General features: G+C 57.3%; 21 protein-coding genes and 1 tRNA gene. 14 read left to right on the top strand and 8 right to left on the bottom strand.

Features of this window, described 5'->3' with window-relative positions; all coding sequences use genetic code 11:
• The first annotated feature begins 107 nt into the window (after nt 1–107).
• Nucleotides 108–608, top strand: a complete 501-nt coding sequence (locus U6G28_11085; protein ID WRS30034.1) for a DUF3145 domain-containing protein — start codon at nt 108–110, stop codon at nt 606–608.
• 3 nt (nt 609–611) lie between these two features.
• Nucleotides 612–1,037: an acyl carrier protein gene (locus tag U6G28_11080; GenBank protein WRS30033.1), complete on the top strand. Its 426-nt coding sequence runs from the start codon at nt 612–614 to the stop codon at nt 1,035–1,037.
• 18 nt (nt 1,038–1,055) lie between these two features.
• Here U6G28_11080 and U6G28_11075 read toward each other — a convergent pair whose 3' ends face one another.
• Together U6G28_11075 and U6G28_11070 are read right to left on the bottom strand one after the other, a co-directional pair.
• Nucleotides 1,056–2,936, bottom strand: a complete 1,881-nt coding sequence (locus tag U6G28_11075) for an FAD-dependent monooxygenase (protein WRS30032.1) — start codon at nt 2,934–2,936, stop codon at nt 1,056–1,058.
• A gap of 229 nt (nt 2,937–3,165) precedes the next feature.
• Entirely contained in the window at nt 3,166–3,882 is a 717-nt protein-coding gene (locus U6G28_11070) for an IclR family transcriptional regulator (GenBank protein WRS30031.1), read from the bottom strand.
• A 211-nt stretch (nt 3,883–4,093) separates the two neighbouring features.
• Between U6G28_11070 and U6G28_11065 the strand changes: the two genes are divergently transcribed.
• On the top strand, nt 4,094–5,560 hold the full coding sequence (locus U6G28_11065; protein WRS30030.1) for an NAD-dependent succinate-semialdehyde dehydrogenase: 1,467 nt from the start codon (nt 4,094–4,096) through the stop codon (nt 5,558–5,560).
• Between the two features lie 390 nt (nt 5,561–5,950).
• On the opposite strand, the gene U6G28_11060 is transcribed toward U6G28_11065, so the two are convergent.
• The gene (locus U6G28_11060) at nt 5,951–7,354 is read right to left on the bottom strand and encodes an MFS transporter (protein ID WRS30029.1); all 1,404 of its coding nucleotides are present in this window, start codon (nt 7,352–7,354) and stop codon (nt 5,951–5,953) included.
• Nucleotides 7,355–7,542: 188 nt separating this feature from the next.
• Between U6G28_11060 and U6G28_11055 the strand changes: the two genes are divergently transcribed.
• The 6 genes from U6G28_11055 to U6G28_11030 all read left to right on the top strand — a co-directional run bounded on the left by U6G28_11055 (nt 7,543) and on the right by U6G28_11030 (nt 14,370).
• A complete protein-coding gene (locus U6G28_11055; protein WRS30028.1) occupies nt 7,543–9,039 on the top strand; it encodes a fumarylacetoacetate hydrolase family protein in 1,497 nt (498 codons plus the stop codon).
• The gene (locus U6G28_11050; GenBank protein ID WRS30027.1) at nt 9,021–9,737 is read left to right on the top strand and encodes a GntR family transcriptional regulator; all 717 of its coding nucleotides are present in this window, start codon (nt 9,021–9,023) and stop codon (nt 9,735–9,737) included. Before U6G28_11055 ends, U6G28_11050 begins: the two co-directional genes overlap by 19 nt.
• Nucleotides 9,738–9,761: 24 nt before the next feature.
• On the top strand, nt 9,762–11,279 hold the full coding sequence (gene hpaE / locus U6G28_11045; GenBank protein ID WRS30026.1) for a 5-carboxymethyl-2-hydroxymuconate semialdehyde dehydrogenase: 1,518 nt from the start codon (nt 9,762–9,764) through the stop codon (nt 11,277–11,279).
• Nucleotides 11,280–11,364: 85 nt separating this feature from the next.
• A complete protein-coding gene (gene hpaD, locus U6G28_11040; GenBank protein ID WRS30025.1) occupies nt 11,365–12,510 on the top strand; it encodes a 3,4-dihydroxyphenylacetate 2,3-dioxygenase in 1,146 nt (381 codons plus the stop codon).
• Between the two features lie 122 nt (nt 12,511–12,632).
• Nucleotides 12,633–13,418: a 2-oxo-hepta-3-ene-1,7-dioic acid hydratase gene (gene hpaH, locus U6G28_11035; protein WRS30024.1), complete on the top strand. Its 786-nt coding sequence runs from the start codon at nt 12,633–12,635 to the stop codon at nt 13,416–13,418.
• Between the two features lie 127 nt (nt 13,419–13,545).
• Nucleotides 13,546–14,370 carry an HpcH/HpaI aldolase/citrate lyase family protein gene (locus U6G28_11030; GenBank protein WRS30023.1) on the top strand — a complete coding sequence of 275 codons (825 nt, stop codon included), beginning with the start codon at nt 13,546–13,548 and terminating at the stop codon, nt 14,368–14,370.
• A gap of 111 nt (nt 14,371–14,481) precedes the next feature.
• Here the strand turns inward: U6G28_11030 and aceE are convergent, their stop codons facing one another.
• A complete protein-coding gene (gene aceE / locus U6G28_11025) occupies nt 14,482–17,217 on the bottom strand; it encodes a pyruvate dehydrogenase (acetyl-transferring), homodimeric type (GenBank protein WRS30022.1) in 2,736 nt (911 codons plus the stop codon).
• Between the two features lie 190 nt (nt 17,218–17,407).
• Between aceE and U6G28_11020 the strand changes: the two genes are divergently transcribed.
• From U6G28_11020 to U6G28_11000, 5 genes are all read left to right on the top strand, one after another.
• A complete protein-coding gene (locus U6G28_11020; protein ID WRS30021.1) occupies nt 17,408–18,172 on the top strand; it encodes an SDR family oxidoreductase in 765 nt (254 codons plus the stop codon).
• Between the two features lie 138 nt (nt 18,173–18,310).
• Nucleotides 18,311–18,709 carry a DUF3052 domain-containing protein gene (locus U6G28_11015; GenBank protein WRS30020.1) on the top strand — a complete coding sequence of 133 codons (399 nt, stop codon included), beginning with the start codon at nt 18,311–18,313 and terminating at the stop codon, nt 18,707–18,709.
• A 258-nt stretch (nt 18,710–18,967) separates the two neighbouring features.
• Nucleotides 18,968–19,044: transfer RNA gene (locus U6G28_11010), tRNA-Val, on the top strand.
• A gap of 34 nt (nt 19,045–19,078) precedes the next feature.
• Entirely contained in the window at nt 19,079–19,945 is an 867-nt protein-coding gene (locus U6G28_11005; protein WRS30019.1) for a hypothetical protein, read from the top strand.
• A gap of 243 nt (nt 19,946–20,188) precedes the next feature.
• Entirely contained in the window at nt 20,189–20,614 is a 426-nt protein-coding gene (locus U6G28_11000) for a hypothetical protein (protein ID WRS30018.1), read from the top strand.
• 264 nt (nt 20,615–20,878) lie between these two features.
• Here the strand turns inward: U6G28_11000 and U6G28_10995 are convergent, their stop codons facing one another.
• The 4 genes from U6G28_10995 to U6G28_10980 all read right to left on the bottom strand — a co-directional run bounded on the left by U6G28_10995 (nt 20,879) and on the right by U6G28_10980 (nt 23,950).
• A complete protein-coding gene (locus U6G28_10995) occupies nt 20,879–21,076 on the bottom strand; it encodes a hypothetical protein (GenBank protein WRS30017.1) in 198 nt (65 codons plus the stop codon).
• Complete coding sequence (locus U6G28_10990) at nt 21,073–21,636, bottom strand: hypothetical protein (GenBank protein WRS30016.1); 564 nt, start codon at nt 21,634–21,636, stop codon at nt 21,073–21,075. The genes U6G28_10995 and U6G28_10990 overlap by 4 nt, the downstream gene beginning before the upstream one ends.
• A 10-nt stretch (nt 21,637–21,646) precedes the next feature.
• Nucleotides 21,647–22,108, bottom strand: coding sequence for a single-stranded DNA-binding protein (locus U6G28_10985; GenBank protein WRS30015.1), 462 nt, complete (start codon nt 22,106–22,108; stop codon nt 21,647–21,649).
• A gap of 96 nt (nt 22,109–22,204) precedes the next feature.
• Complete coding sequence (locus tag U6G28_10980; protein ID WRS30014.1) at nt 22,205–23,950, bottom strand: TraM recognition domain-containing protein; 1,746 nt, start codon at nt 23,948–23,950, stop codon at nt 22,205–22,207.
• Nucleotide 23,951: the final 1 nt, after the last annotated feature.

Here is a 23,951-nt window from a genome sequence, read left to right as displayed (position 1 = left end):
GGGCCATACTTGGACTATCACCTCGTTGATTTGGCGATAAGTCCGTAAGGGCAGAGTTCGATATCAGGGACGTCGGGGAAGCGATCCTGGTTGAACTGGAGGTTGCCATGTCAGGAAGCAACACCCGAGGTGTACTTTTTGTGCACTCTGTACCCGCTGCGCTCTGCCCTCATGTGGAGTGGGCTGCGAGTAACGCGATCGGGCGAGAGATTCGTTTGGAGTGGACCCCGCAAGATGCGGCGCCCGGAATGCTACGTAGCGAGTTGTCATGGTCGGGGCCGACTGGCACCGGGGCGCGTATCGCCTCGGCTCTCCGCGGCTGGGAACATCTGCGCTACGAAGTGACGGAGGAACCTACTGCTAGCACTGATGGTGGGCGTTGGGCGCATACGCCCTCGCTAGGCATTTTCCATTCTCAAATGGACTCAGTTGGCAACATGGTGGTGCCAGAGGATCGAATCAGGGGAGCACTGCAATCCGCGTCGAGCCACCAGGAGTTGCTCGATGCTTTGGACCTGGCTCTGGGACAAGCCTGGGATGAGGAACTGGAGCCTTTCCGCTATGCGGGCGCCGGGGCCCCGGTCCGCTGGCTTCACCGGGTTGGTTGATCAATGAGTATCGGTGATCTGTTTGGCGATGATCTGAAAGCTCTGCTGGGCGACTCGGCAGAATCCGGAAGTAAAGAGGTATCCACAGAATCGGCAGAGACCAGTGCTGAAGAGCGATCGGGCTTAGAGGGAGCGTCTGAGGACATGGGTTCTGACGGTCCGATTGCCTTTGTTAGCGGCGGTGAGTCCGCTGTCCAGACTGTTTCAAACATTGAATCTGTGGTCCGGTCGATCCTCGCTGAGCTCTCTAGCGTGGAACCGGCTGCCATAAGCCTTGACACCGAACTGGGGGAGTACGGCGCTGAAGGTTTGGGCCTTTGGGCGGTCGTAGCAGAGGTTGAGCGTCACACCGGCCAGGCGATAAAGGATGAGGATGTAGCAGACTGGAAAACGCCCTCAGACATCATGGATTCTGTCCAAGATATCTGAGGACGTCTTGAGCCGGGATTATTTGCTTTGTTGCAGAAAACCATCAAACAACGTTGCCAAAGCATCGGTCGCGCTTAGTGGCATGACAGCTGAAACGTACTGATCGGGCCTAACTACTATGACCACGCCATTTTCCCTGTCGATACCTCTTTCATTGAAAATATCGGTACCAAGACCGGTCCCAAACACATTGTTTAGATCTTCCACCCCGTAGGGGCCGACTTCAGGGCGGAAAACCTCGGGTACATGATGCACGTTGATGTCGGTGTATTTGTCCTGGTATACGACCTTTACGTCGAAGATGGAGTTTTGGTCGTGTCCTTCCCGGGTGTACCTCACCAGGGGTGACTTCGGATCAGAACCGAACCACCCGGCCCACTCACATGTCGGGGAATCGGGGGAGAGACCGTTCCTGTCTGCAAATACATACAGTCGGAAGCGACCATCTGCCTTGTGTAGATGCCCAAGGTGGACCCTGTTGGCGTCCGAGACGCGAATGGCTTCTGCGGAACGGAAGCGCTTTCCTATCGGATAGCCACGGGCGAGGTTCTGATCGGCATCGCGAGTTAGGGTTGAGGGCTTGTACTGTGTCATGAAACCCATTGGAAACTCTTGAGTGGAGACGTAGAACTCTGCCAGTTCGCCCTTGTTTGCGAAGTCCTCGGGTTTCTTCGCCATCATTGAGGACCATTCGCGATCAAAGTCAATCAGGTTCTGCGCGATCTCTTGACGCTCGGCCGAGTAGCTGTTTAGGAGCGTTGGTTGACCTAGACCCGTGAGAACATACGCTAGCTTCCAGCCGAGGTTGAATGTGTCTTGCATGGAGACGTTCATCCCCTGGCCGGCCTTGGCACTGTGGGTGTGGCAGGCATCGCCGGCGATGAAGACTCTGGGAATTTCCTTGGAGTCGGCGGGCACGTTGTCGAACTTGTCTGTCACCCGATGCCCGACCTCGTATACCGACCACCATGCCACATGCTTCACATCAATGCTGTAGGGGTGCAGGATGTCGTTTGCCCGCCGAACAATCTCTTCGAGTGGCGTCTCGCGAACTTTTCCGCCGTCGCCTTCTGGGACATCGCCGAGATCAACGTAGAGTCTGACCAGATATCCACCTTCGCGTGGGATCAGAAGAATCGAGCCGGACTGGGACTGGATCGCACATTTTGTGCGTATGTCGGGAAAGTCAGTGTTGCTGAGAATATCCATGACTCCCCAGGCATGGTTGGACTGCGCGCCCTTCAGCTCGCGGCCGATGCTCTTTCGAACTATCGAACGCGCGCCATCGGTTCCGACGGCGTACTTGCAATGGACTATCTTCTCTTCGTCCAAGTTGAATTCTGCGGTGCCCTTGAGCTTCACACGAACTGGGTAGTCACCCTCGTCTTCCACAACCAACTCGGTGACGTCCCAACCCCAATCTGGAAGGAAGCGCGATGGAGAATTGGCCGCAAAGTCAGCAAAGTAGTCGAGAACGCGAGCCTGGTTGACGATCAGGTGTGGGAACTCGCTAATGCCGGTTTCGTCGTCAAGGGTTATGCCGGTGCGAATGATGTCTTCGGGCTTTTCTGGATCCGGACCCCAAATGTTCATTTGGGTCAGATGGTAGGCCTCCTGAACTATGGATTCGGCGAAATCGAAGGCTTGAAAGGTCTCGACGGACCGAGCTTGAATACCGTCTGCGTGGCCAAGAACCAGCCGCGAGGGACGCCGCTCGACAAGGCGCGTGTTGATTGAGGGGAACATAGACATTTGCGCAGCTAGAATCATCCCGGCGGGTCCTCCGCCGACGATTAGTACGTCGATCTCATTGGGGATTTCGTCGGTGCGCTGGTGATTTTCCGAAACTGGCTTAGTCCGCGGGTCTTTAGAAACGTATCCGTGGTGGTGGAACAGCATCTCAACTCCTCTTTAAGTTGATTGATCCGACGTCGAGAATATCCACAAAGATGCGGATATTGAAACAGATCGTATATGATTTGTTAGGCAATGGCAATAGATCGACGTACCTCAGGTAATGCGCCCGCGTAGAGCGCTCCTTGCCTCAAATAGTCTCGTCCATGAGAACTGGTGGCAGATGGTACGGCAATTTGATCTGAGGTGTTACGCAGTTTCTTGCCAGTGGGAGCTAAGCTCTGTTCTCAATGTTCGCCGCGGTCTCCTTCAAAGCCGCCACCAATTGCTGACGGTCAATCTTTTGCTCGGTGCAGAGCAGTGCCAGTGCGCACGGGCGCTCACCGGGAACCGTAAGAGGAACGGCTATCGAGGAGACTCCCGGGAGCACTTCTCCCTCACTAACCGCGTAACCCTGGTTCCAAATCTCAGTAATTTCTTCACTTAAGTCCTGGTATTTCGTCGATTTGGGGTCGGTAATTGGCCAGGCATCTTTGGGGATCACGGAAAGGATTGCTTTTCCGGGCGCGCCAGCTGTTATTGAGTGGCGAGTGCCCGGTGCTTGCGCGATGGAGGTCTGAAAACCCGTGGGAATGGCAGAGAGTAGGGTCACGCACTCGTCCTCGTCCTGAACCGCTACGAACGAGGTCTTTCCAGTTCGGTCGGCTAGGGACCGGAGCGCGGGGGCGACCATTTGACGGAAGCTGCGCTGCACTGAGGCCGCAAGAGGGGCAATCCCAGGTCCGCATTGATACCGTCCATCTTCTGTGGTGGCCAGTAAGTCGTGGTGTTCTAGGGTGTGGAGTAGACGGTGAGTCGTTGCTCTTGAAAGCCCGGTTGTCTCTGCGATGGATGCCGCAGTTAGCGGATAGCGCGATGCAGTCACTAACTTCAGTACGACGATCCCGTTCGAAAGGGCTGTTGCTAATCCGGGGCCCGCTTCGGTTATCACTCTTACCTCATTCGACCTAAGAATCCTTGTCGCGACTTATTGCCCGCGCGAGATGGATCGTATACGATTCTATACAGACGTAGCTCCGTTCAGTATATGTTTGCGTGTCCGGCTTGCTGGACAGGTTATGACGGTGATCATCGACGATTGTTGAGTTCCGGAGCGACGTTGTCACGGGCGACCTTGACCCTCCTGAAAGGGGAGCGTGCAAATGACAACTGAGAACGAACTGCTAGGGAAGATCCCGACAGGTCTGCTGATTGGTGGGCAGTGGCGCCCCTCGTCGGACGACTCAACGTTGGAGGTATCCGACCCTGCTACGGGCGAAGTACTGAAGAAGATTGCCAGTGCTTCTGTTGCAGATGGGGTAGATGCCGTCCGGGCCGCGGACGCGGCTTTTCCTGCGTGGGCGGCAACGCCGCCACGGGAACGGGCAGACATTCTGCGTCGTGCTTTCGACCTGGTTACAAAGCGAGCTGAAGAGTTTGCTCTGCTCATGACGATTGAGATGGGAAAACCTCTGGCAGAAGCACGCGGAGAGGTAGCTTACGGAGCGGAATTTCTTCGTTGGTTCAGCGAAGAGGCTGTACGCGTTGATGGTCGGTATGGGCCGAATCCGGAGGGTACCGGAAGAACGATTGTCACGAAGCACCCGGTCGGGCCCGCGTTTCTGATTACTCCCTGGAACTTTCCTTTGGCGATGGCGACGCGCAAGATTGCACCAGCGCTTGCCGCCGGCTGCACGGTGGTGGTCAAGCCCGCTGCGCTAACCCCGTTGACTACCCTTTATCTGGCGCAGATTTTCGATGAGGTGGGTCTGCCGCCCGGCGTGCTGAACGTTATTACCACCTCTCACTCGGTGGATGTCTCGGCAGCAATCATTGAACACCCGGCCCTACGAAAGGTTTCTTTTACGGGGTCTACAGGTGTTGGTCAGCAACTCTTGCGCCAGGCGGCGCAGGGCGTTCTCCGTACTTCGATGGAGTTGGGCGGCAATGCGCCGTTCCTAGTTTTTGACGACGCCGATCTTGACGCAGCTGTTGAGGGCGCACTCCAGGCCAAGTTCCGCAATATCGGACAAGCTTGCACTGCAGCCAATCGTTTTATAGTGGCTCGCAGTCTTGTGGATGAGTTCGTGAGGCGGGTGACGGAGCGGGTTGAGGCGATGAAGATCGGTCGAGGCACCGAGGAGGATGTAGTGATCGGACCACTCATCGATCATCGAGCTGTGGAGAAGACACTGGCTCTTGTCGCTGATGCCAAGGCGCGGGGAGCCTCATTGATGATCGGCGGGGTCGCGATTCCAGGCCCCGGGAGCTTTGTCGAGCCCACGGTAATCTCCGACGTGGCACCGGGGTCAGATATTTTGAAGGAAGAGATCTTTGGACCGGTTCTCGCGGTGGTTCCATTCGACTCAGAAGAAGATGCCATTTCGCTAGCGAACTCGACCGAGTACGGATTGGTTTCCTATGCGTACACCCAGGACCTCGCCAGGGCGCAACGCCTCATAGAGTCTCTTCAAACCGGCATGATGGGGCTGAACGTGGGGATGGTGTCGAATGCGGCTGCACCGTTTGGAGGTTGGAAGATGTCCGGCCTGGGGCGCGAAGGTGGTCCGGAGGGCATTGAGGAGTACCTTCAAACGAAGTACACGCTGACGCCAAATCCTTTCAACTAGGCGAAGAAAACTCGCCAGGGTGTAGTGACAGTCACCAGGAGACGCACCCTCGAATGGGAAACACAGCCGCATTAGCCACGTCTTTAGCCGGAAACCGCACGGTTTCGGTTCGACGTGGCGACTGCGGCTACCCTTCCAAAATGAAGTCTCAGGAAATTACGACATCGGCCATGTTTCCGCTCCACTGCTTGTCAGCGAGGCTAAGGAATCCGCTCGGCGGTTGTCGGTGGTGCCGAGGACTCCGTTCCGCAGTCTCGTCGGCGATCTCCCTGCTCTGTGGCCCGTCGATGTGAGACCAAGGACCCTAAGCACCGCTCGTACCGCCTTTCAGCTTGTACAGAGTGAACAAACATAACCCCGAACGATGAGGATCCTCCTTGTCTCAGCGTTCTACTTCTTCCAGATAAGCGGACTCTTTGCCTGCTCTGCTTCGTGGTCGGGACCGAGGGGGATCCCCGAGCGGTCTCGCAACATCAGCGTGGCAAAAAAGCCGACCAGCGTCATCCCGACCAAGTACCAGACGATAGCGTGCCATGAGCCAGTCGACTGCTGGAGCCACTGTGCGATAAGCGGTGAGAATGCCCCGCCCAGAACTGCGCCGAGAGCATACGAGATAGAAACTCCGGAGAACCTCACGGAGGCTGGATAGAGTTCGGCATAGAAAGCAGCCTGGGGCCCATAGGTGAACCCCAGACCTATACTAAGAAATCCGAGGCCGGCGAACAGCCATAGGGCGCTGCCGTGGTTGATGAGTGGGAACAGCGCTAGAACTCCAATAAGCTGGAGTCCCCATCCGATGAAGTATGCGTTGCGTCTTCCGACAAAGTCAGATGCCCAACCAGCGATCAGCGTGAACGCTAGCCACACAACCGCTCCGCCCGCGACAGCCCAGAGAATATCGGCGCGAGGGAGTCCGAGCGGTCCCTCCGGGTCCGCCGCATACGCCTGGATGAACCCTCCGGTGGTCATGTAGCCGACTGCGCTGTTTCCTGCAAAGACCAGTGCCGCAACAATGACCAGTGGGAGGAAGTTCTTGAGAAGGGCAGAAAGGGGAGTGCGTGTTTCTTGCGCACGCTCTGAGATCTCTTTGAACACGGGACTTTCTTCGACCGACTTTCGAACCCAATAGCCAACAAAGACCAATATGACCGAAAGCAAGAACGGTATTCGCCAACCCCACTCAAGGAATGCGTCGCCGGGAGCGATCCAAGCGACGATAGCCATCACTGCGGATGAAAGTAGCAGTCCGAGGGGAACGCCGATTTGTGGCGGAGCGCCGAGCAATCCACGTCGACCCGGCGCCGCGTGTTCGACAGCCATAAGGACGGCGCCGCCCCACTCGCCGCCAGCGGAAATACCCTGCAGTACGCGTAGCAGAACCAGAATGATTGGTGCGGCGATGCCGATATTTGCATATGTGGGTAGCAGACCAATTGCCGCCGTTGCTAACCCCATCGTCCAAAGAGTTGTTACGAGTACGACGCGCCTGCCGTATCGATCACCCAAATGGCCCGCGATTATTGCCCCTAACGGGCGGAACAGGAACGAAACGCCAACCGTCGCAAAGGAGAGGAGCATTGCCGCTCCGCCTCCCGCGGGCTCAAAGAATAGTTTGCCGAAAACTAGCCCGGCTGCCGCTGCATATACGAAGAAGTCATACCATTCGAGAGAGGTGCCAATGACGGTGGCCGCGATGACGCGGCCCTGATCGGGGTTTTCCTTGAATACGGTCTTCAGGCTTGGCGGTCTGAGAGTTCTTTCCCCCTCAGCAATTACATAGTCAGTTTCGGCCATAACTCGTAACTCCCTTGTCGAGTCTTATTAGGAACAAACCACCTTTAGCTTGCCCTTGTGAAACACATCGTATATTATTTTAGATATGATGCAAGGGTCAACCAAAGATCGGTTCGAAATGCACCAGGAGAGCTTTCAAGAATGTCACGCATATGCGATGCGAACGGGTCACTGATGGAGGATGACAAATGACTGTAGATTCCGGTTCATCTACCACGGACTCTAAGTCTGGCGCATTGACAGTGCCAGAGTATGAACTAGCTATGGCAGCCCTACCGGCAAGGCCGGGGAAAATAGTCGCAGTTCATCTCTCATATGAATCTCGCGCCGCTCAGCGTGGACGCAAACCCAAGACGCCGTCGTATTTCTTTAAGCCGCTCAGTTCGCTTGCGCGGTCGGGGTCCTCCGTTACTCGCCCTGCGGGCGCCGAGCTGTTGGCGTTTGAGGGAGAAATTGCTCTGATTATCGGTCTACCTACTCGTTGGGTGACTAAAGAAGATGCATGGTCCCATGTTGGTTGGGTTACTGCGGCGAACGACCTCGGAATCTATGACATGCGTAAGGCGGATAAGGGATCGAACGTCAGATCGAAGGGAGGGGATGGATACACGCCGATCGGTCCGAAGTGCATTCCCGCAGCTAGCCTGGATCCTGAAATGATCACCGTGACCACGTGGGTTAACGGTGAGGTCGTCCAGAAAGACTCGAGCGGTGGGATGTTCTTTTCGTTAGCACAGATCGTCGCTGATCTTTCTCAGCACCTTACGTTGAACCCCGGGGACATAGTTCTCACCGGGACTCCGGCGGGTTCTTCAGTTATCCGGCCGGGGGATGTCGTGGAAGTTGAGGTGGCGCACGAATCAGCCACCTCCGGAAAGCTGGTCACGACGGTAGTGGAGGGAACCAAAAGCTTTGACCCCGGGCTGGGAGACGTTCCCTCAACGGATGCTCAGCAGATCTCTGAGGCGTGGGGCCTGAAGCCTGCCCCCGCGCTTACTGATGCCTTACGTTCACGGCTCATGGATCTGCCGACCGCGGCTATCAGTGCCCAACTACGCAAAATGGGCCTAAACAACGTCACTGTAGACGGTGTAAACGCCGTACATCCAGATCAGAAAATGGTCGGGGTAGCGAGAACGCTTCGGTTCCTCCCCGGTCGTGAAGATCTATTCAAGAAGTACGGTGGGGGGCACAACGCTCAAAAGCGCGCATTTGATTCTCTTGGGCCCGGTGAGGTCATCGTTATCGAAGCCCGTGGTGAGAGCGGTTCGGGCACTTTGGGTGACATACTTGCGCTTCGAGCCAAGGTTCTAGGTGCGGCAGGAATCGTAACTGACGGTGGAGTACGTGACTACGATGCCGTCGCAGATACTCAGATTCCTGTTTATACGAGGGGAGCTCACCCGGCGGTCCTCGGACGCAAACACTTTCCTTTGGAAGTGGACGGAACCATTGCGTGCGGAGGAACGACAGTCGTCGCGGGTGACATCATTGTTGGCGACCGTGATGGAGTGATCGTCATTCCCGTCGACCTACTAAAGGAAGTCATAGACGGGGCCGAAAAGGCTGAGGTATCGGACGCCTGGGTGGCGCGACAGATCGCTGATGGACACCCCATCGAAGGTTTGTTTCCTATGAACGACGAGTGGAAAGAACGGTACCAGCAATGGCTACAGACTCAGTAAAGAAAAAGGACAAGAAACAGAAGAAGGATAAGAAGTCCTCTGTATCTAAGTCTGAGCGCGCCTACCTTTGGCTCAAAGAAAGGATCCTGAATCGGCAGTACGGTCCCGGATACCGACTGGTACTCTCTTCCATCGCGGGTGAGCTAGATATGAGCGTTGTACCGGTTCGGGAGGCGATTCGGCGTCTTGAATCAGAGGGTCTAGTTACCTTCGAACGCAATATCGGAGCCTGCGTAAAGCTCATCGATGATGCCCAGTATGCCGATTCTATGCAGGCGCTAGCCATTATGGAGGGAGCTGCCACGGCGCTCTCTGCACCGAACCTAAAGGCCGAACAGATCGAGAAGGCCCGCAAGGTAAACGAAGTAATGAAAGGGACGCTGGAAGACTTCAATCCGCGCGTCTTTACAGTCTCGAACCAGGAGTTCCATGAGGCACTGCTAGTTGGTTGTCCCAACCACAGGCTTAGCGATCTGGTTCATGCGGAGTGGGCGATGCTTGGTAATTTGCGCGAGTCAACGTTTTCTTTCGTTCCGGGACGGGCAAGGGAGTCCGTCCGCGAGCACTCCGCCATTTTGGAACTCATTGAAAAGGGGGCGCCGCCCTCAGAAATAGAGGAGGCCGTCCGTGCGCACCGCACGGCGACCATGGATGCGTATTTGATCCGCCAGCTTGACGAGGCCTCTTTTGGGGTTTAGTTCGTCTGATTAACAGGAGGCCAAGTGTCCGACAACAGTAAAGTGGTTGCCGATGTTGCGGTACCAGCAGATTTGCCAGATCAGATTCTTCACTATATCGATGGTGAACGGGTTCCCTCATTAGGAGCGGAGACGTTCGAGGTCCTGAATCCGGTTACCAACGAAGCGTATATTGAAGCGGCTTCAGGACAAAAGGCGGACATTGAGCGCGCCGTGTCAGCTGCGAAGAAGGCGTTTGATGAGGGTCCTTGGCCGAAGATGCTCCCGAGGGAACGGTCCCGAGTGCTTCACAAGGTCGCGGACCTAATCGAGGCCGAGGACGAAAGGCTTGCGGCCTTCGAGTCCTATGACTCGGGACTCCCGATCACCCAGGCGCTGGGCCAGGCTCGTCGCGCCGCAGAGAATTTTCGTTTCTTCGCAGACCTGATTGTTGCGCAGACGGATGACGTCTACAAGGTTCCTGGTCGTCAAATCAACTACGTCAATCGTAAACCGATTGGCGTTGCCGGACTTATCACTCCTTGGAACACGCCTTTCATGCTTGAGTCTTGGAAGTTGGCACCGGCATTGGCAACGGGCAACACTGTTGTCTTGAAGCCCGCTGAGTTCACTCCGTTGTCGGCTTCCCTATGGGGCGAGATTTTCGAGAAAGCTGGCGTTCCTGCAGGCGTCTTCAATCTTGTTAATGGATTCGGCGAGAGTGCGGGGGATTCACTGGTTAAGCATCCCGACGTTCCTCTTATTTCATTTACCGGAGAGTCGTCGACTGGAAGTCTTATTTTCGCCAACTCGGCCCCGTTCCTTAAGGGGTTGTCGATGGAGCTTGGCGGCAAGTCTCCGGCGGTGGTGTTCGCTGACGCCAATCTCGATGATGCTATCGATGCAACAATCTTCGGGGTCTTCTCGCTAAACGGCGAGCGTTGTACTGCCGGTTCGCGAATCCTGGTCCACCGCGATATCTATGACGAGTTTGTCGAGCGCTATGCCGAGCAAGCCTCTCGTGTGAAGGTCGGTCTTCCTTCCGACCCAAGCACTGAGGTTGGTGCACTGGTGCACCCAGAGCACTACGAGAAGGTTATGAGCTACGTCGAACTCGGCAAGGAAGAGGGACGTCTCGTCGCTGGCGGCGGCAGGCCCCAGGGGTTCCCTGTAGGAAACTTTGTTGCTCCCACGGTGTTTGCCGATGTTCGGCCGGATGCTCGTATCTTCCAAGAAGAGATCTTCGGTCCGGTCGTCGCCATCACGCCATTCGATAGCGATGAGGAAGCACTCGCATTGGCAAACGACACCAAGTACGGTCTTGCTGCCTACATTTGGACCAATGATTTGAAGCGCGCCCACAACTTCGCGCAGAACGTCGATGCGGGAATGGTGTGGCTGAACTCTAACAATGTGCGCGATCTCCGCACCCCCTTCGGGGGCGTCAAGGCGTCGGGCCTGGGTCATGAGGGAGGATACCGCTCGATTGACTTCTACACCGATCAGCAGGCGGTGCACATCAACCTGGGTGAGGTCCATAACCCAACATTCGGCAAACAGTAGTCATATTAAGGAAGCGGTGCTTCCGGCATTCCTAATTATCCGTGAATCTAGTGACTCAATTTTCTAAGAAAGCAAAGGTGCTCTCATGAATAAAGTAAAAGAAAACACAAAAAATCTGGATGCGGCCACGATACTTGGTTCAGTCCCAATCAACACGCCAGCTTCGCCGCCGCCAGACATCTTGCGCGTTGCATACATGGACATGGTTGTCACAGACCTTGAGGCTTCGCGTGAGTTCTACGCTGATGTCCTCGGTTTAGTTGTGACAGAAGAAAATGAGAATGAAATCTACCTGCGCTCGCTGGAGGAGTTCATCCACCACAACCTAGTACTTCGCAAGGGCGATCAGGCGGCGATTCGTGCTTTCGGGTTCCGCGTTCGTTCTCCCGAGGATCTAGATAAAGCAGCGGCGTTCTACAAGGAAATGGACTGTAGGGTTGACCGAGTTGAAGCCGGAGTTGTTCCCGGCATGGGGGAAATCATCCGTGTTCAAGACCCTCTAGGGTTCCCTTACGAGTTCTTCTACGACGTTGACCACGTCGAACGTCTCGCGTGGCGCTATGACCTCTATACTCCCGGAGCGCTGGTCCGGCTTGATCACTTCAACCAGGTGACCCCCAACGTCCCACGTGCGATCGGGTACATGGAGGACCTTGGGTTCAGGGTTACTGAGGACATTGTGGACGAGGACGGAACGGTCTATGCGGCCTGGGTTCGTCGCAAGCCGACCGTTCACGACACGGCGATGACGGGTGGTGACGGTCCGCGTATGCACCACATTGCGTTCGCTACTCACGAAAAGCACAATATTCTGGCTATCTGTGACAAGCTAGGTGCTCTTCGTCAGTCCGACAGGATCGAACGCGGTCCGGGACGTCACGGTGTATCCAATGCGTTCTATCTTTATCTCCGCGACCCAGATGGTCACCGAGTAGAGATCTACACGCAGGACTACTACACCGGTGACCCAGATAATCCAAAGGTCTCATGGGACGTTCACGACAACCAGCGTCGAGACTGGTGGGGCACGCCGGTTGTGCCGTCCTGGTACCGGGACGCATCGCTTGTGATGGATCTAGATGACAATATCCAGCCACTGGTGGCTCGAACGGACGAGAGCGAACTGGAGGCCACAATAGGTGCGGACGGCTTTTCATACACTCGGGAGGGTGACGAGGCGTCAATGCCAGAGTGGAAGTTGGGCGAGTTCAAGCTCGGAAGCCAGTTGTAATACCTCGATCTCAGTGTGGGATTTAAAGACGATGGTGTCTTTAAATCCCACACTGGCGGGTGTCTTCGCAGCCGCGGCGAGGCAATGTTGCACACTTTTCGTACGGACCTAAGGAAGTTCTCATGTTGACAGACACAGAGTTGACGAAGATTGCGAATGATTTGGCTGAGGCGGAAGAATCACGCTCGATGATTCCCCTGCTCACCGCACGGTACCCGGAGATGGTGGTGGAAGACTCTTACGCTGTTCAAGCGAAGTGGGTCGATCGCGGAGTTCAAGCTGGTCGGCGGCTAGTTGGGCGAAAAATCGGCCTCACCAGCAAGGTCATGCAAGCTGCGACAGGGATTACTGAACCGGATTACGGTGCGATATTCGACGACATGGTGTATGAAAACGGTGAAGAGATTCCATTCGATCGCTTTTCGAACGTGCGGATCGAGGTGGAGCTGGCATTCGTCCTAAAGGACGAACTCGCCGGAACCGACGTGAACATTTTTGATGTTTTGCGCGCTACAGAGTACGTGGTTCCCGCACTGGAGATTCTCTCGTCCAGGATCGAAATGGAGGGACGCACCATAGTCGATACCATCAGTGACAACGCCGCGATGGGGGCGATGGTCTACGGCGGAAACCCGATGGCTCCGGACGCTCTTGACTTACGCTGGGTGTCAGCCCTGCTATATCGCAATCAGACGATCGAAGAGTCCGGGGTTGCAGCCGCAGTGCTGAATCACCCTGCGACGGGTGTTGCATGGCTGGCAGGGAAGCTAGCGCAACACGGTGAGATTCTTCGAGCGGGGGACATCGTGTTGGCTGGTTCTTTTACTCGCCCAATGTGGGCGGAAAAGGGAGACACGGTCTTGGCGGACTATGGGCCAATGGGAACGGTCTCCTGCCGCTTTGTGTAGATTCGATATCCGCTTGGGCCTCCAGGTGCCGCCGCAGTCAGCATGATGATCAATCTGCCTTGAACTGCGGCGCTAGCATCGAGATGCGGCTCTGCTTCGTCTGAGCGATCTAAATTTAGGAGTAGTTATGACTTCTTCACTTCCGCCGACTCTTGCTGATCGCCTTCGTGAGTCGCGCGGTGTCCTCGTGGGAATGTGGGTCTGCTCGGGTTCTCCGGTGATGGCCGAAATCTGCGCGGGCTCAGGCCTCGACTGGATTCTGATTGATGCAGAGCATTCTCCGCAATCACTCAGCGAGATGCAGGTTCAACTTCAAGCCATTGCTGCCTATCCGGTTGTCCCCGCGGTCCGTGTGGCAAGTGATGACCCAGTTACCCTCAAACAGGTCTTGGACCTCGGTGTTCAAAACGTAATCGTCCCAATGGTTTCCACGGCCGAGCAGGCCCTAAGAATCGTCGAAGCTACCTCATATCCGCCCCGAGGAATCCGAGGAATCGGAAGCGCGCTGGCCCGCTCGGGAAGATGGGGGAGAGTGGGTGACTACCTTCAGAATGCCAACGACTACGTTAGCGTAACAGTCCAGATTGAGACGGCGGAGGCGGTGGGAAACATCGAGCAGATCCTCGCAGTGGACGGTATCGACGCGGTGTTTGTCGGACCATCCGATCTGGCTGCGTCGATGGGACTAATCGGGAGACAGTCCCACCCCGATGTAGTGGCCTCGGTCAAGTCGGTGTTCGAAGCCGCAAAGTCAGTTGGCAAACCAGTAGGAGTTAACGCCTTCGACCCGACTCTAGCGCGGGAGTATGTTGATGCTGGAGCGGACTTTATTCTGGTTGGTTCCGATGTGACGTTGGTTGCGCGGGGTAGCGAGGCTTTGGCAGATCGTTTTGGCAACGAGCAACTAGGTGGCTCCGAGGCCTCCGGTTCGTCCAACGCTGCATCGTACTAGCGTGATAATCACTGTCGCCGATTTATAGCTTCAACAAACCTGACTTCGTCCGGCCTTCTAAATTGAAAGCGCCCCGAGAACATCTCGAGGCGCTTTCCCAGTTTCCGGCTTCTAGTTCTCCAGAGCCGGGGCTGCGTCGATTGCGTAGTTGAACAACTGATACTTCTCAATAGCTTGCTGAACTACGGAACGGTCAATTTTCCCCTCGTTCGCCAATCCCTGCAAAACACGGGTGGCAGTGGACTCCGCGTCCACGTGGAAGTAGCGACGAGCCGCGCGACGGGTATCCGAAATACCAAAGCCATCGGTCCCCAGCGTCAGGTACTGACCCGGAATCCAGGGGCGGATCTGATCGTGAACTAAAGTTGCCCAGTCAGAAGTAGCGACGAAGGGTCCTTCGGCCCCAGCAAGTTGCCTGCTGAGGAATGGAACCCGGGGTTCGTCTTCTGGATGCAGGAAGTTGTGTTGATCTACATCGACTCCATCGCGACGCAACTCATTCCATGAAGTGACCGACCAAACCGCAGCGTCGACGCCCCAATCTTCTGCGAGGAGACGGCGAGCTTCACGTGCCCACGGCACGCCGACGCCCGAGGCGAGGATTTGGGCCTTGGGACCATTTCCGGTGTGATCCTCAAGCTTGTAAATGCCCTTGATAACGCCCTCTACATCCAGATTATCCGGCTCGGCGGGTTGAATCATCGGCTCGTTGTAGACGGTCAGGTAGTACATCACCTCTGAGTCGCGTGGATCGTCCTTACCGTACATGCGCTGAATGCCATCTTTGAAGATGTACTTGATTTCGTACGCGTATGCGGGATCGTAGGAGACAAAACCGTGGTTGGTCGCCGCCAAGAGTTGCGAGTGCCCGTCGAGGTGTTGCAGGCCCTCACCGGTGAGCGTGGTGCGCCCAGCGGTTGCACCGATGACGAAACCCTTTGTCAGCATGTCGGCGGCCGCCCAGAACTGATCGCCCGTGCGTTGGAATCCGAACATTGAGTAGAAGATATAGACGGGAAGAAGCGGCACGTCATGCGTTGTGTAGGCGGTACCGGCCGTCTGCAGTGCCGCGGCGGAACCGGCCTCGGTGATCCCGGTGTGCAGTATCTGGCCCTCGGTCGACTCCTTGTAAGACAGCATCATGTCTGCGTCAACTGCGGTGTAGTTCTGACCGTGGGTATTGAAGATCTTGGCGGTCGGGAAGATTGAGTCAAGGCCGAAGGTGCGGGCCTCATCCGGAATAATCGGCACGACGTACTTGCCGACCTCCTTGTCACGCATTAGGTCCTTTAGAGCGCGGACGAAGGCCATGGTGGTCGCAACCTCTTGTGAGCCAGACCCCTTACCTAGCGACTTGAAGGGTTTGTCCGGAACAGTTGGCCACTTTGGCTCGAATGCTTTGCGTTCGGGGAGGTAACCACCTAGTTGTTCGCGACGCTCTTTCATGTAGAGCAATGCTGGATCGTCCTCGGATGGACGGTAGTACGGAGGGGCGTAGGGGTTCTTATCTAGTTCCTCGTCCGAGATCGGGATGTGTAGCTGGTCGCGTAATAACTTCGCGTCGTCGGGGGAGAGCTTCTTCATCTGGTGGGTTGAGTTGCGTCCAGCAAACGAGGGTCCCAGGGCGTATCCCTTGATTGTGTGAGCCAGGATTACAGTTGGCTGTCCGGTATGCTCCATTGCTGCCTTGTAGGCGGCAAACACTTTCCGGTAGTCATGACCGCCGCGACGAAGATCCCAAATCTGCTCGTCGGTCCAGTTCTCAACCATTGCTTTAGTACGCGGATCACGGCCGAAGAAGTGCTCGCGAACGTATGCTCCGTCGTTGGCCTTGAAGGTTTGGTAGTCGCCGTCAATGGTTTCATTCATGACGTTGACTAGCGCGTGGTCTTTGTCAGCAGCCAACAGCTGGTCCCACCCGCGGCCCCAGACCACCTTAATGACGTTCCAACCGGCACCCTTGAAGAACGCTTCAAGTTCCTGAATTACCTTGCCGTTACCACGCACCGGTCCATCGAGGCGTTGTAGGTTGCAGTTGATAACGAAGGTCAGGTTGTCGAGTCCCTGAACAGCGGCGAGCTGAAGCAAGCCGCGCGATTCGGGTTCGTCCATCTCACCGTCGCCAAGGAACGCCCAGGTGTGCTGCTCGCTGGTGTCCTTGAGGCCGCGCATGTGTAGGTACTTGTCGACCCACGCCTGGTAGATCGCGGCTGCCGGGCCCAGGCCCAGAGACACTGTCGGGTACTCCCAGAACCAGTCCATTTGACGAGGGTGTGGGTATGAGGGAAGACCATTCTCAGTCGAAGCTTGCTGACGGAAGCCGTCTAGGTCCTCCTCGTCCAAGCGGCCCTCAACGAAGGCGCGAGCATAGTTGCCAGGGGAAGCGTGTCCCTGGAAGAAAATGTGGTCGCCACCGCCCGGGTGGTCCTTGCCACGGAAGAAGTGGTTGAGACCCACCTCGTACAGAGTCGCTACGGAAGCGTACGAGGAAATATGGCCGCCCACGCCCACTCCCTTACGCTGGGCCCGCGTCACCATGACAGCGGCATTCCAGCGGATCCAGCGACGATACTGCCGTTCGATGGATTCGTCTCCGGGGAAGTAGGGTTCCTGCTCGACGGGAATCGTGTTGATGTATGGTGTCGTCACCTCAAGAGGAACAGACACGTCACGACGACGGGCTTCATCCAGCATCGACAGCAACAAGTAACGTGCGCGCGGCGCGCCCTTTTCTGCAATAAGCCCTTCTAACGACTCAATCCACTCCCGAGTCTCCTCCGGATCATTGTCCGGAACCTGGCTGAGCATGCCGTTGACAACTGGGCGGGAAGTGTTTCCCTGACTCACCTAGCACCACATCCTTGAAGTAGGTATCGGCCGTAGCATTTTCCCCTTGTACACGGGGACCATTGCACTTGTTACTATTCTCCACCATTCTTCGAGGTCCGACGGCGTGAGATAGGACCATTGGCTCAGCGGATTCGTCACATATCCAACAGATCCAGACTGATTTGCTTGGCAGTTGCACAATAGGAACATGACGAAAAAAAGAGCCATTGTTACCGGAGCCTCAACTGGGATAGGGGAGGCAACTGTTCGGGCGCTGATCGCGGACGGGTGGCAGGTGCTGGCGACCGCGCGACGAGTCGACCGCTTGGAGAAGCTGGCTGACGAGACCGGATGCGAGTTCTTTCCGGCCGACCTCACTAACGAGGCGGAACTTGATGCGCTAGCTGTCGCCGCCGACTCCGGCCGGGTTGACGCTGTCGTCAACGTTGCTGGGGGAGCGCTTGGGACGGATAGGGTCGAAGACGCGGATCCGGCGAAGTGGCTGAGGATGTTTGAGATCAACGTCCTCGCAACGGTCCAACTGACAACCCGCTTATTGCCAGCGATCCGAAAGGCCGGTGGAGGGAGCCTAGTATTTATCACTTCCACCGCGGCTCACGGTCCCTACCCGGGCGGAGCGGGTTACACCGCGGCGAAGCACGCCGAGCAGCAGATTCCCGCCACGCTGAGGCTGGAATTGGTTGGCGAGCCCATTCGAATCATCGAGATCGCGCCGGGAATGGTGAAGACGCCGGAGTTCTCCCTTAACCGTCTCGGATCCAGTGACGCTGCTGATCAGGTCTACGCTGGAGTCGATGGGCCCCTCAGCGCGGAGGATATCGCTGAAGCAGTGCGGTGGAGTCTGGCAACGCCAGATCATATGAACGTTGACCTGATGGTCCTGCGTCCCGTGGCTCAGGCTTCTAATACCGAGGTGGTGCGCCGTCCGCTCGCGGTGCGAGACAACAAGTAACTTTTCAACAAAAGATAACAAACTAGAACAGATTTGCCGTTAAGTGGGCGTAGTGGAGGGTCTTGAGCCTCTGACAGGGCAGAATAGAACCGTTCATTTACCTTAGTGGACTGTTGCTAGTGAGAGGTGGTTGTCGAGGTGGGTGTAAACCTCGGTTTCAGTCAGGGTCAGGTTGTCCAGGAACTTTACTACGACGACGACGTGGACCAAGAACTCCGCACCCGGATTGAAACCTTGACCGGAGCCGAACTGGTCGATTACGACTACGGAGACATGGTGGACGGCGTGGTCCTGTGGTGGCGCGCGGATGATGCGGAAGAGGAGGACTTGGTTGATGTCCTCGTGGATGCCGCTGCAAACCTCGACGACGCGGGCGGAATCATTTGGGTTCTTTCGCCCAAGGCAGGCCGCGCTCAGTCTGTTCATGCGGGAGATATTGAGGAGTCTGCAAAGACTGCCGGACTAAAGGCGACCTCGGCGACTGCTGTTGGGGCTGACTGGGCGGGTATGCGGTTGGTGGCTAGTCCTCGTAAGTAGGGTCTGGTTGAATCCCTATCGGAAGGACTCGAAATGACTGACGGCTAGTCCTCGTAAGTAGGGTCTGGTTGGTTTCGTCTACTTTTCGAGGCGGTCGAGGACGGGCTGGTTCTTGCTCGTGAGGTTCTAGTTGGCCTGCGGTGATCCAACAGATGGCCAGCTGGGGCGAGTTATGCCACCAAATCACGTCTTCAGTTTCGCTAGATGCCGAGAACCATCTATCATTTAGGGGTTGCAAAATTCTGCGTGGCAACGCGCGGGCCTATAGCTCAGTTGGCTAGAGCGCCACGTTTACACCGTGGATGTCGGGGGTTCGAGTCCCTCTGGGCCCACCAGAAGGTCGTTGTTCAAACCGGCGACATTACCGGTTTGAGACCTCGACTCAGCGGCCCGCCCCTCGTGGCGGGCCGCTATCGTCTGCACTTCAGGGTCGAAGAACGCGTTGAACGGTTCCCCCGGTTCACCGATAACGGTGCCCTCCTCACTGAGGTAGAGCTTGTCGAAGAACGCCTGGTTCGCGATACGCCGCAGCGAGTCATCGATGCTCATGTACAGCTTGTAGCAGTCTCTGCCCAGTACGAGGCAGTCGTCCAGGTGGGCACTTGCCAGTTCGTACTCCATGTCACCGGCTTCGATCTGTGCTTCGAGGAACGCGAGCCGTCTGCCGATGCGATCCTGCTCCGACTTGAGCAGATCAAGCGGCACCGCCCCCGCATAGTGAGCTTGCAGAAGTTTGGAACGCTCTGCCTGGAGATCGTCGCGTTCGAGCACGTGTGCGTTGCGTTCCTGTTTCACTGTGGCGTGGAGTTGAGAGAATTGCGCCGTGATGAGGCTACTCAATGCCTGGATGGTGTGCTCAGGAATTTGGATGCGCCGGTAGTAGTCCTCGACCGCGGCTTCAACATCAGGCACATACATTGCTTTGCGTTCACAGTTGGTGCGTTTGGCGTGACGACCGGCACAGATGAAGTAAGGGTAGATGACGCCACGGCGGCTCCTGGCGTTGGTGACCATGAGTCGGGAACCGCACTCACCGCAGAACACGGTGCCTTTGAGGTAGTGCTCATGGGTTTGGGTTTTCTCACCAGATACTTGCTTCGCACCGAGCACCGCTTGGACTCGGTACCAGACTTCGGGGCCGACGAGCGGTTCGTGGATGCCATCATAGGTGGCACCCCGAAACGACACGCTGCCCTTGTAGTACGGGTTGGAGAGCATCTTCTGCACCGTCGATAACGCGGGTGGCCGTGCTGGTCGTTTCGGCGTGGGCGGTGTGGTCAGGCCCCGGTCGATGAGGGCTTCGCGGAGCATTGCAGTTGAGTAGTTGCCCGTCGCATATGCCTCGAATGCCCACTTCACGATCTCCGCACGCGTGGGGTCAGGTTCAACGATGCGCAGCTCGCGGCCAAGTTCATCGCGCGTGGTCACGTTGAGATACCCAATGGGCGCTTTCCCGTTGGTGCCACCCGTCATCGCTTTTTGGCTCATGCCCTTAGAGACTTCGTTGGCAAGGTTGCGGGAGTAGAACTCGGCGATGGTGGACATGATGCCGTGGAGCAGCATGCCCGAGGGAGTCTCGTCAATGTTCTCTGTTGCCGAGACCAGCATGACCCCGGCGTCTTTGAGTGCGACATGGATCGCGACATCATCGGCTCGGTTACGTGCCAGGCGGTCAACCTTATGCACGATGCAATACGCAACGTGATTGGTTTTGACGTACTCGATCATCCGCATGAGTTCAGGGCGGTCGGCCTTCCGGGCCGATTCACCGGCGTCGACGAACTCTTCGACCACGATCGCCCCGAGGTCTCGGGCTTTGCGCAGATTCGCTTCGCGTTGAGCGGGAATAGAGAAGCCTTCGTCACGACCTCCGCGTTCAGCTTGCTCTTTCGTAGAGACGCGTAGGTATGAGACTGCGATGGCGGTGGTTGCACCGAGATGCGTGAAGTCGTTGGCGGCAGGTTGCTGTGTGGTGCTCACGGGCTGTGTTTCCTCTCCCCATAGGTGGGGCCAACACGAGCAGCCTGTACCGCTCGCGCGGTGCGACTCGTAAAAGGAAACAAGACCTGGACGACTCTCAGCCGAGCCAGCCAAGTAAGCCACGATGGGCCAAACAGGACTGCGCACCGCGGCCAAGCCGATGGCCTGACCGCTAGCTTCTTACATCTCTCATTCTATCTCACCGGGCTGACAACCCTCAGGTGCAACGTCCGATCCCTCGTGACCGGTGCGGGGTTGCTCGCTGCGAGTGAGAGCCATTCCGATAAAGACTTGGGCAAGGCGTTGAAGGTCGGGGGTTTCCCGAAGCTCGGCATGCACTTCATAATCTCGCATTCGGGCCGGGAGACGCGGATCGGGGGCACTCATGACACTTCCCCGGTTTCAGGGTCGAGTGTGCTATAAAACTCATCTTCTTGTGCACGCCGAACGTTCACTTCCGCCAGCACGAAATCCGTAAACTCGTCATCGCGGTCCTCGATGACAATGTCTTCGACTTGCGGTGCCGGTTCTTCGCCGGGCCAGGTGGTCTGCCGTGTCGGGCGGTCTCGGTCGAGACGTGTGCCGGAGGCAGCGACCCAGTCGCGGAGGCGTTGTCGAGCGTCCACGAAATCACGGTGCCATCCCAGTGGTGCTGATCCGTTTTGTTCTGGGTCGTAGGCGCAGAGCCAGTGCAGGTGCAGTGCGGACAGTTCCCACACCAGCTCAGGGTGGTGGTGCCAGAACGGTGGGATCACGCTTGCCGGGAGCCCATACGTTTTGCGGAGCCAGTCAACCCACCGGTTGAGTTCAAGCCACTCGGCCTCCAGATCATCAGCACTCAGGAGATTCCAGTTCACTGGATGTGGGGGCTCTGAGGGGGCATCAAATCTGTCTTCCCCGAGAGCATCAACGTCGCTCTCCTCAGGTCCAAGGTCGTAGTCATTCATGTTCGTCGCCTCAGATCCCCATACCAGGTGACGCAGCGCCAGCGCGTGACTGGGCTGGAAGATCGAATGCGGATGCATCGCGAGAAACCGCTTCCCGTCCGGCTGTCTTCCCTCTCGGTGTACGGTCGACCTCGTACCGGGTACGGGCCATGTCATGACCGATTCTGCGAGCAGTGAACTCTTCGCCCTCGATTGTCTGCCCATCACGTTCATAGGTGTATTCGCGAACGAAACCCTCCGCGATAAACCTGTCTCCCTTCGACAACCGGGCATGCCCCTGCTCAGCAGCGGCCTTGAACGCGACAAGGTTGTGAAACGTCGGCTCCAGCTCAGTGAACGACCCGTCTTGTTCCTGGCGGAAATGTTCTTTACCGACCTTCACGAACAAACGAGCATCCCCGTTCTCGGTGTAGGTCAACTGCGGTTGCGATGCGATAAAGCCTGAAAAGGACTGCTGCGTGTGAATAGCCATCGGTCCCGTCCTCCTGACAGTTCAGCGGCGGCCTTCACGGTTTGAACACCGCCTCGTGCCAGACAGGTGCACAACTCGCCCCTGGCCTGGGCAGGGTTACGGGCGTTGTTGGAGGAGGGTTTCGATCTCGGTGCGGTCGGCGCGCAGTGTTTTCGCGTCGTCACGAGTGACCCAGGATCGGAGGTTAGTGACGATGGGTGGGGCGCTGCGGAGCATGGTGATGCCGGTACCGAACGGCAGGGTGCGGAGCCGGTCGGGTGGCAGGATCGGGACGCGGCGGATGGAGCGCTGGTTCGAGCGGGTGCCGTGATCGCCGATGGTGGTGGAGTCGGTGTATTCGTCGCGCTCACCGATCAACGTGGAGAGGTCTTGGAGATCGCGGGAGTTGGATGCGCCGCCGAGGATGATTTTCACGATCGCGGCATCCCAGATCGCGTTTGCTGCGTTCTCACCCCACTTATCGCGTGCCTGCGCCAATGACTGGAGCACCGGCATCGTGGTGATGCCTGTGCCGCCGCCTTCGGCCATGAGTGTCGGCAGCGATGGGAGTGGTGCGAGGTTCCCGATCTCATCCAATGCGAGCAGTACCGGCGGGTCGAGACGCGCACCCGCGGAGCGTGCAGCCATGCGCCGTGCGGTCTCGATGAGATCTTCGACGAGCGCTGCCACCAGCGCCGAGGACGCACCGGCTCCGGCACCGGTTGCCAGCAAATACAGGGTGCCGGATTCAGTGAGAAACGCCTCAGGATCGAAATGCTCACCCGAACGCGGTGTGACTGCGTCGAGCACGCGTGGGTCAGCAAGAGCGGAAAGTGCGAGGGAGACGCCCTGCCAGATGGAGTCGCGGGTGCGCGGGTCGGCGTCGATCATCGCTTCGAGCGATTCGGCCCACCCGGCGGCAGCCACGGTGGAGCCGGTGAGGATTGCGACGGCTTCGGCCGCAGCGGTGGGATCGAGTGTCCAGCGGAACAATTCGGCCGGTGGCCGGTTATCGAGGGCTGCGGCATGGAGGAGGGCTTGGAGAGCGGTGCGGGTTTTCCCCTCCCAGAACCCGCCACCTTCAACTCCACCTGCTGAGAGACCGGTTCCAGATGCAAGGCCGGTGGCGCGGATCATCGCCGTCAACGGGTCCTCGCACCCGCGTACCGGTGACCAGCGCAGCCCTGCTGGGAGACCTTCAGCGAGATGTTGAGGATCGAACACAGCCACAGGACCGATGCGTTGACGTGCCCTGAGCGTCGCGGTGAGGTTATCCGGACGGGTCGAGGTGGTCACAACTGCGCCGGGAGCATCCAAGATCGCGTTGATCACCACGTGCAGGCCCTTGCCGGAGCGGGGCGGGCCGACGAGCAGGATCGAGTCTTCCACGCTCGCCCACACCCGTTTCCCGTGCGAGCGGCCCAGCAAATATCCGACATCGGACGGCTTCGGGGCATCCAGGGACGGGCGCAGGGTGCCTGCCCGTTTGACGAGTGCCGTTTCGGAGGCGACGCGAGAGACTTCGCTACTGGTGGCGATGCCTTGCAGCCGTCTCGGGTCCGTCTGCACACTCTGCGAGTGGTGAAGCACCTTCGTCCACACCCACCACGCCCCAGCACCGAGTACTACCAGTAGAAGCGTGGTGGTGATCCAGTATGCAATGGTGTTGAGCCCGTCAGCCTCCAGTGCGGCTGCTGGATCGGCTGGATTTAGGAGCACTGTGAGGCCTGCGGTGATGCCTGCTTGTGGTTGTAGGGTGCCGGTGAGGAACGCGGCGATCGTGCCCGCGCCACGGAGGATCGCGGCGATGCCTGCCGCGGCGATGAGGAGTCCTATGCCGAGGTTCGCGAGTCCGTCACTCATT

This window comes from Actinomycetaceae bacterium MB13-C1-2 (assembly GCA_035621235.1).
Classification (GTDB): domain Bacteria; phylum Actinomycetota; class Actinomycetes; order Actinomycetales; family Actinomycetaceae; genus Scrofimicrobium.
Note: the sequence above shows the minus strand (reverse complement) of the source record. Positions and strands in the feature narration are given on the sequence as shown.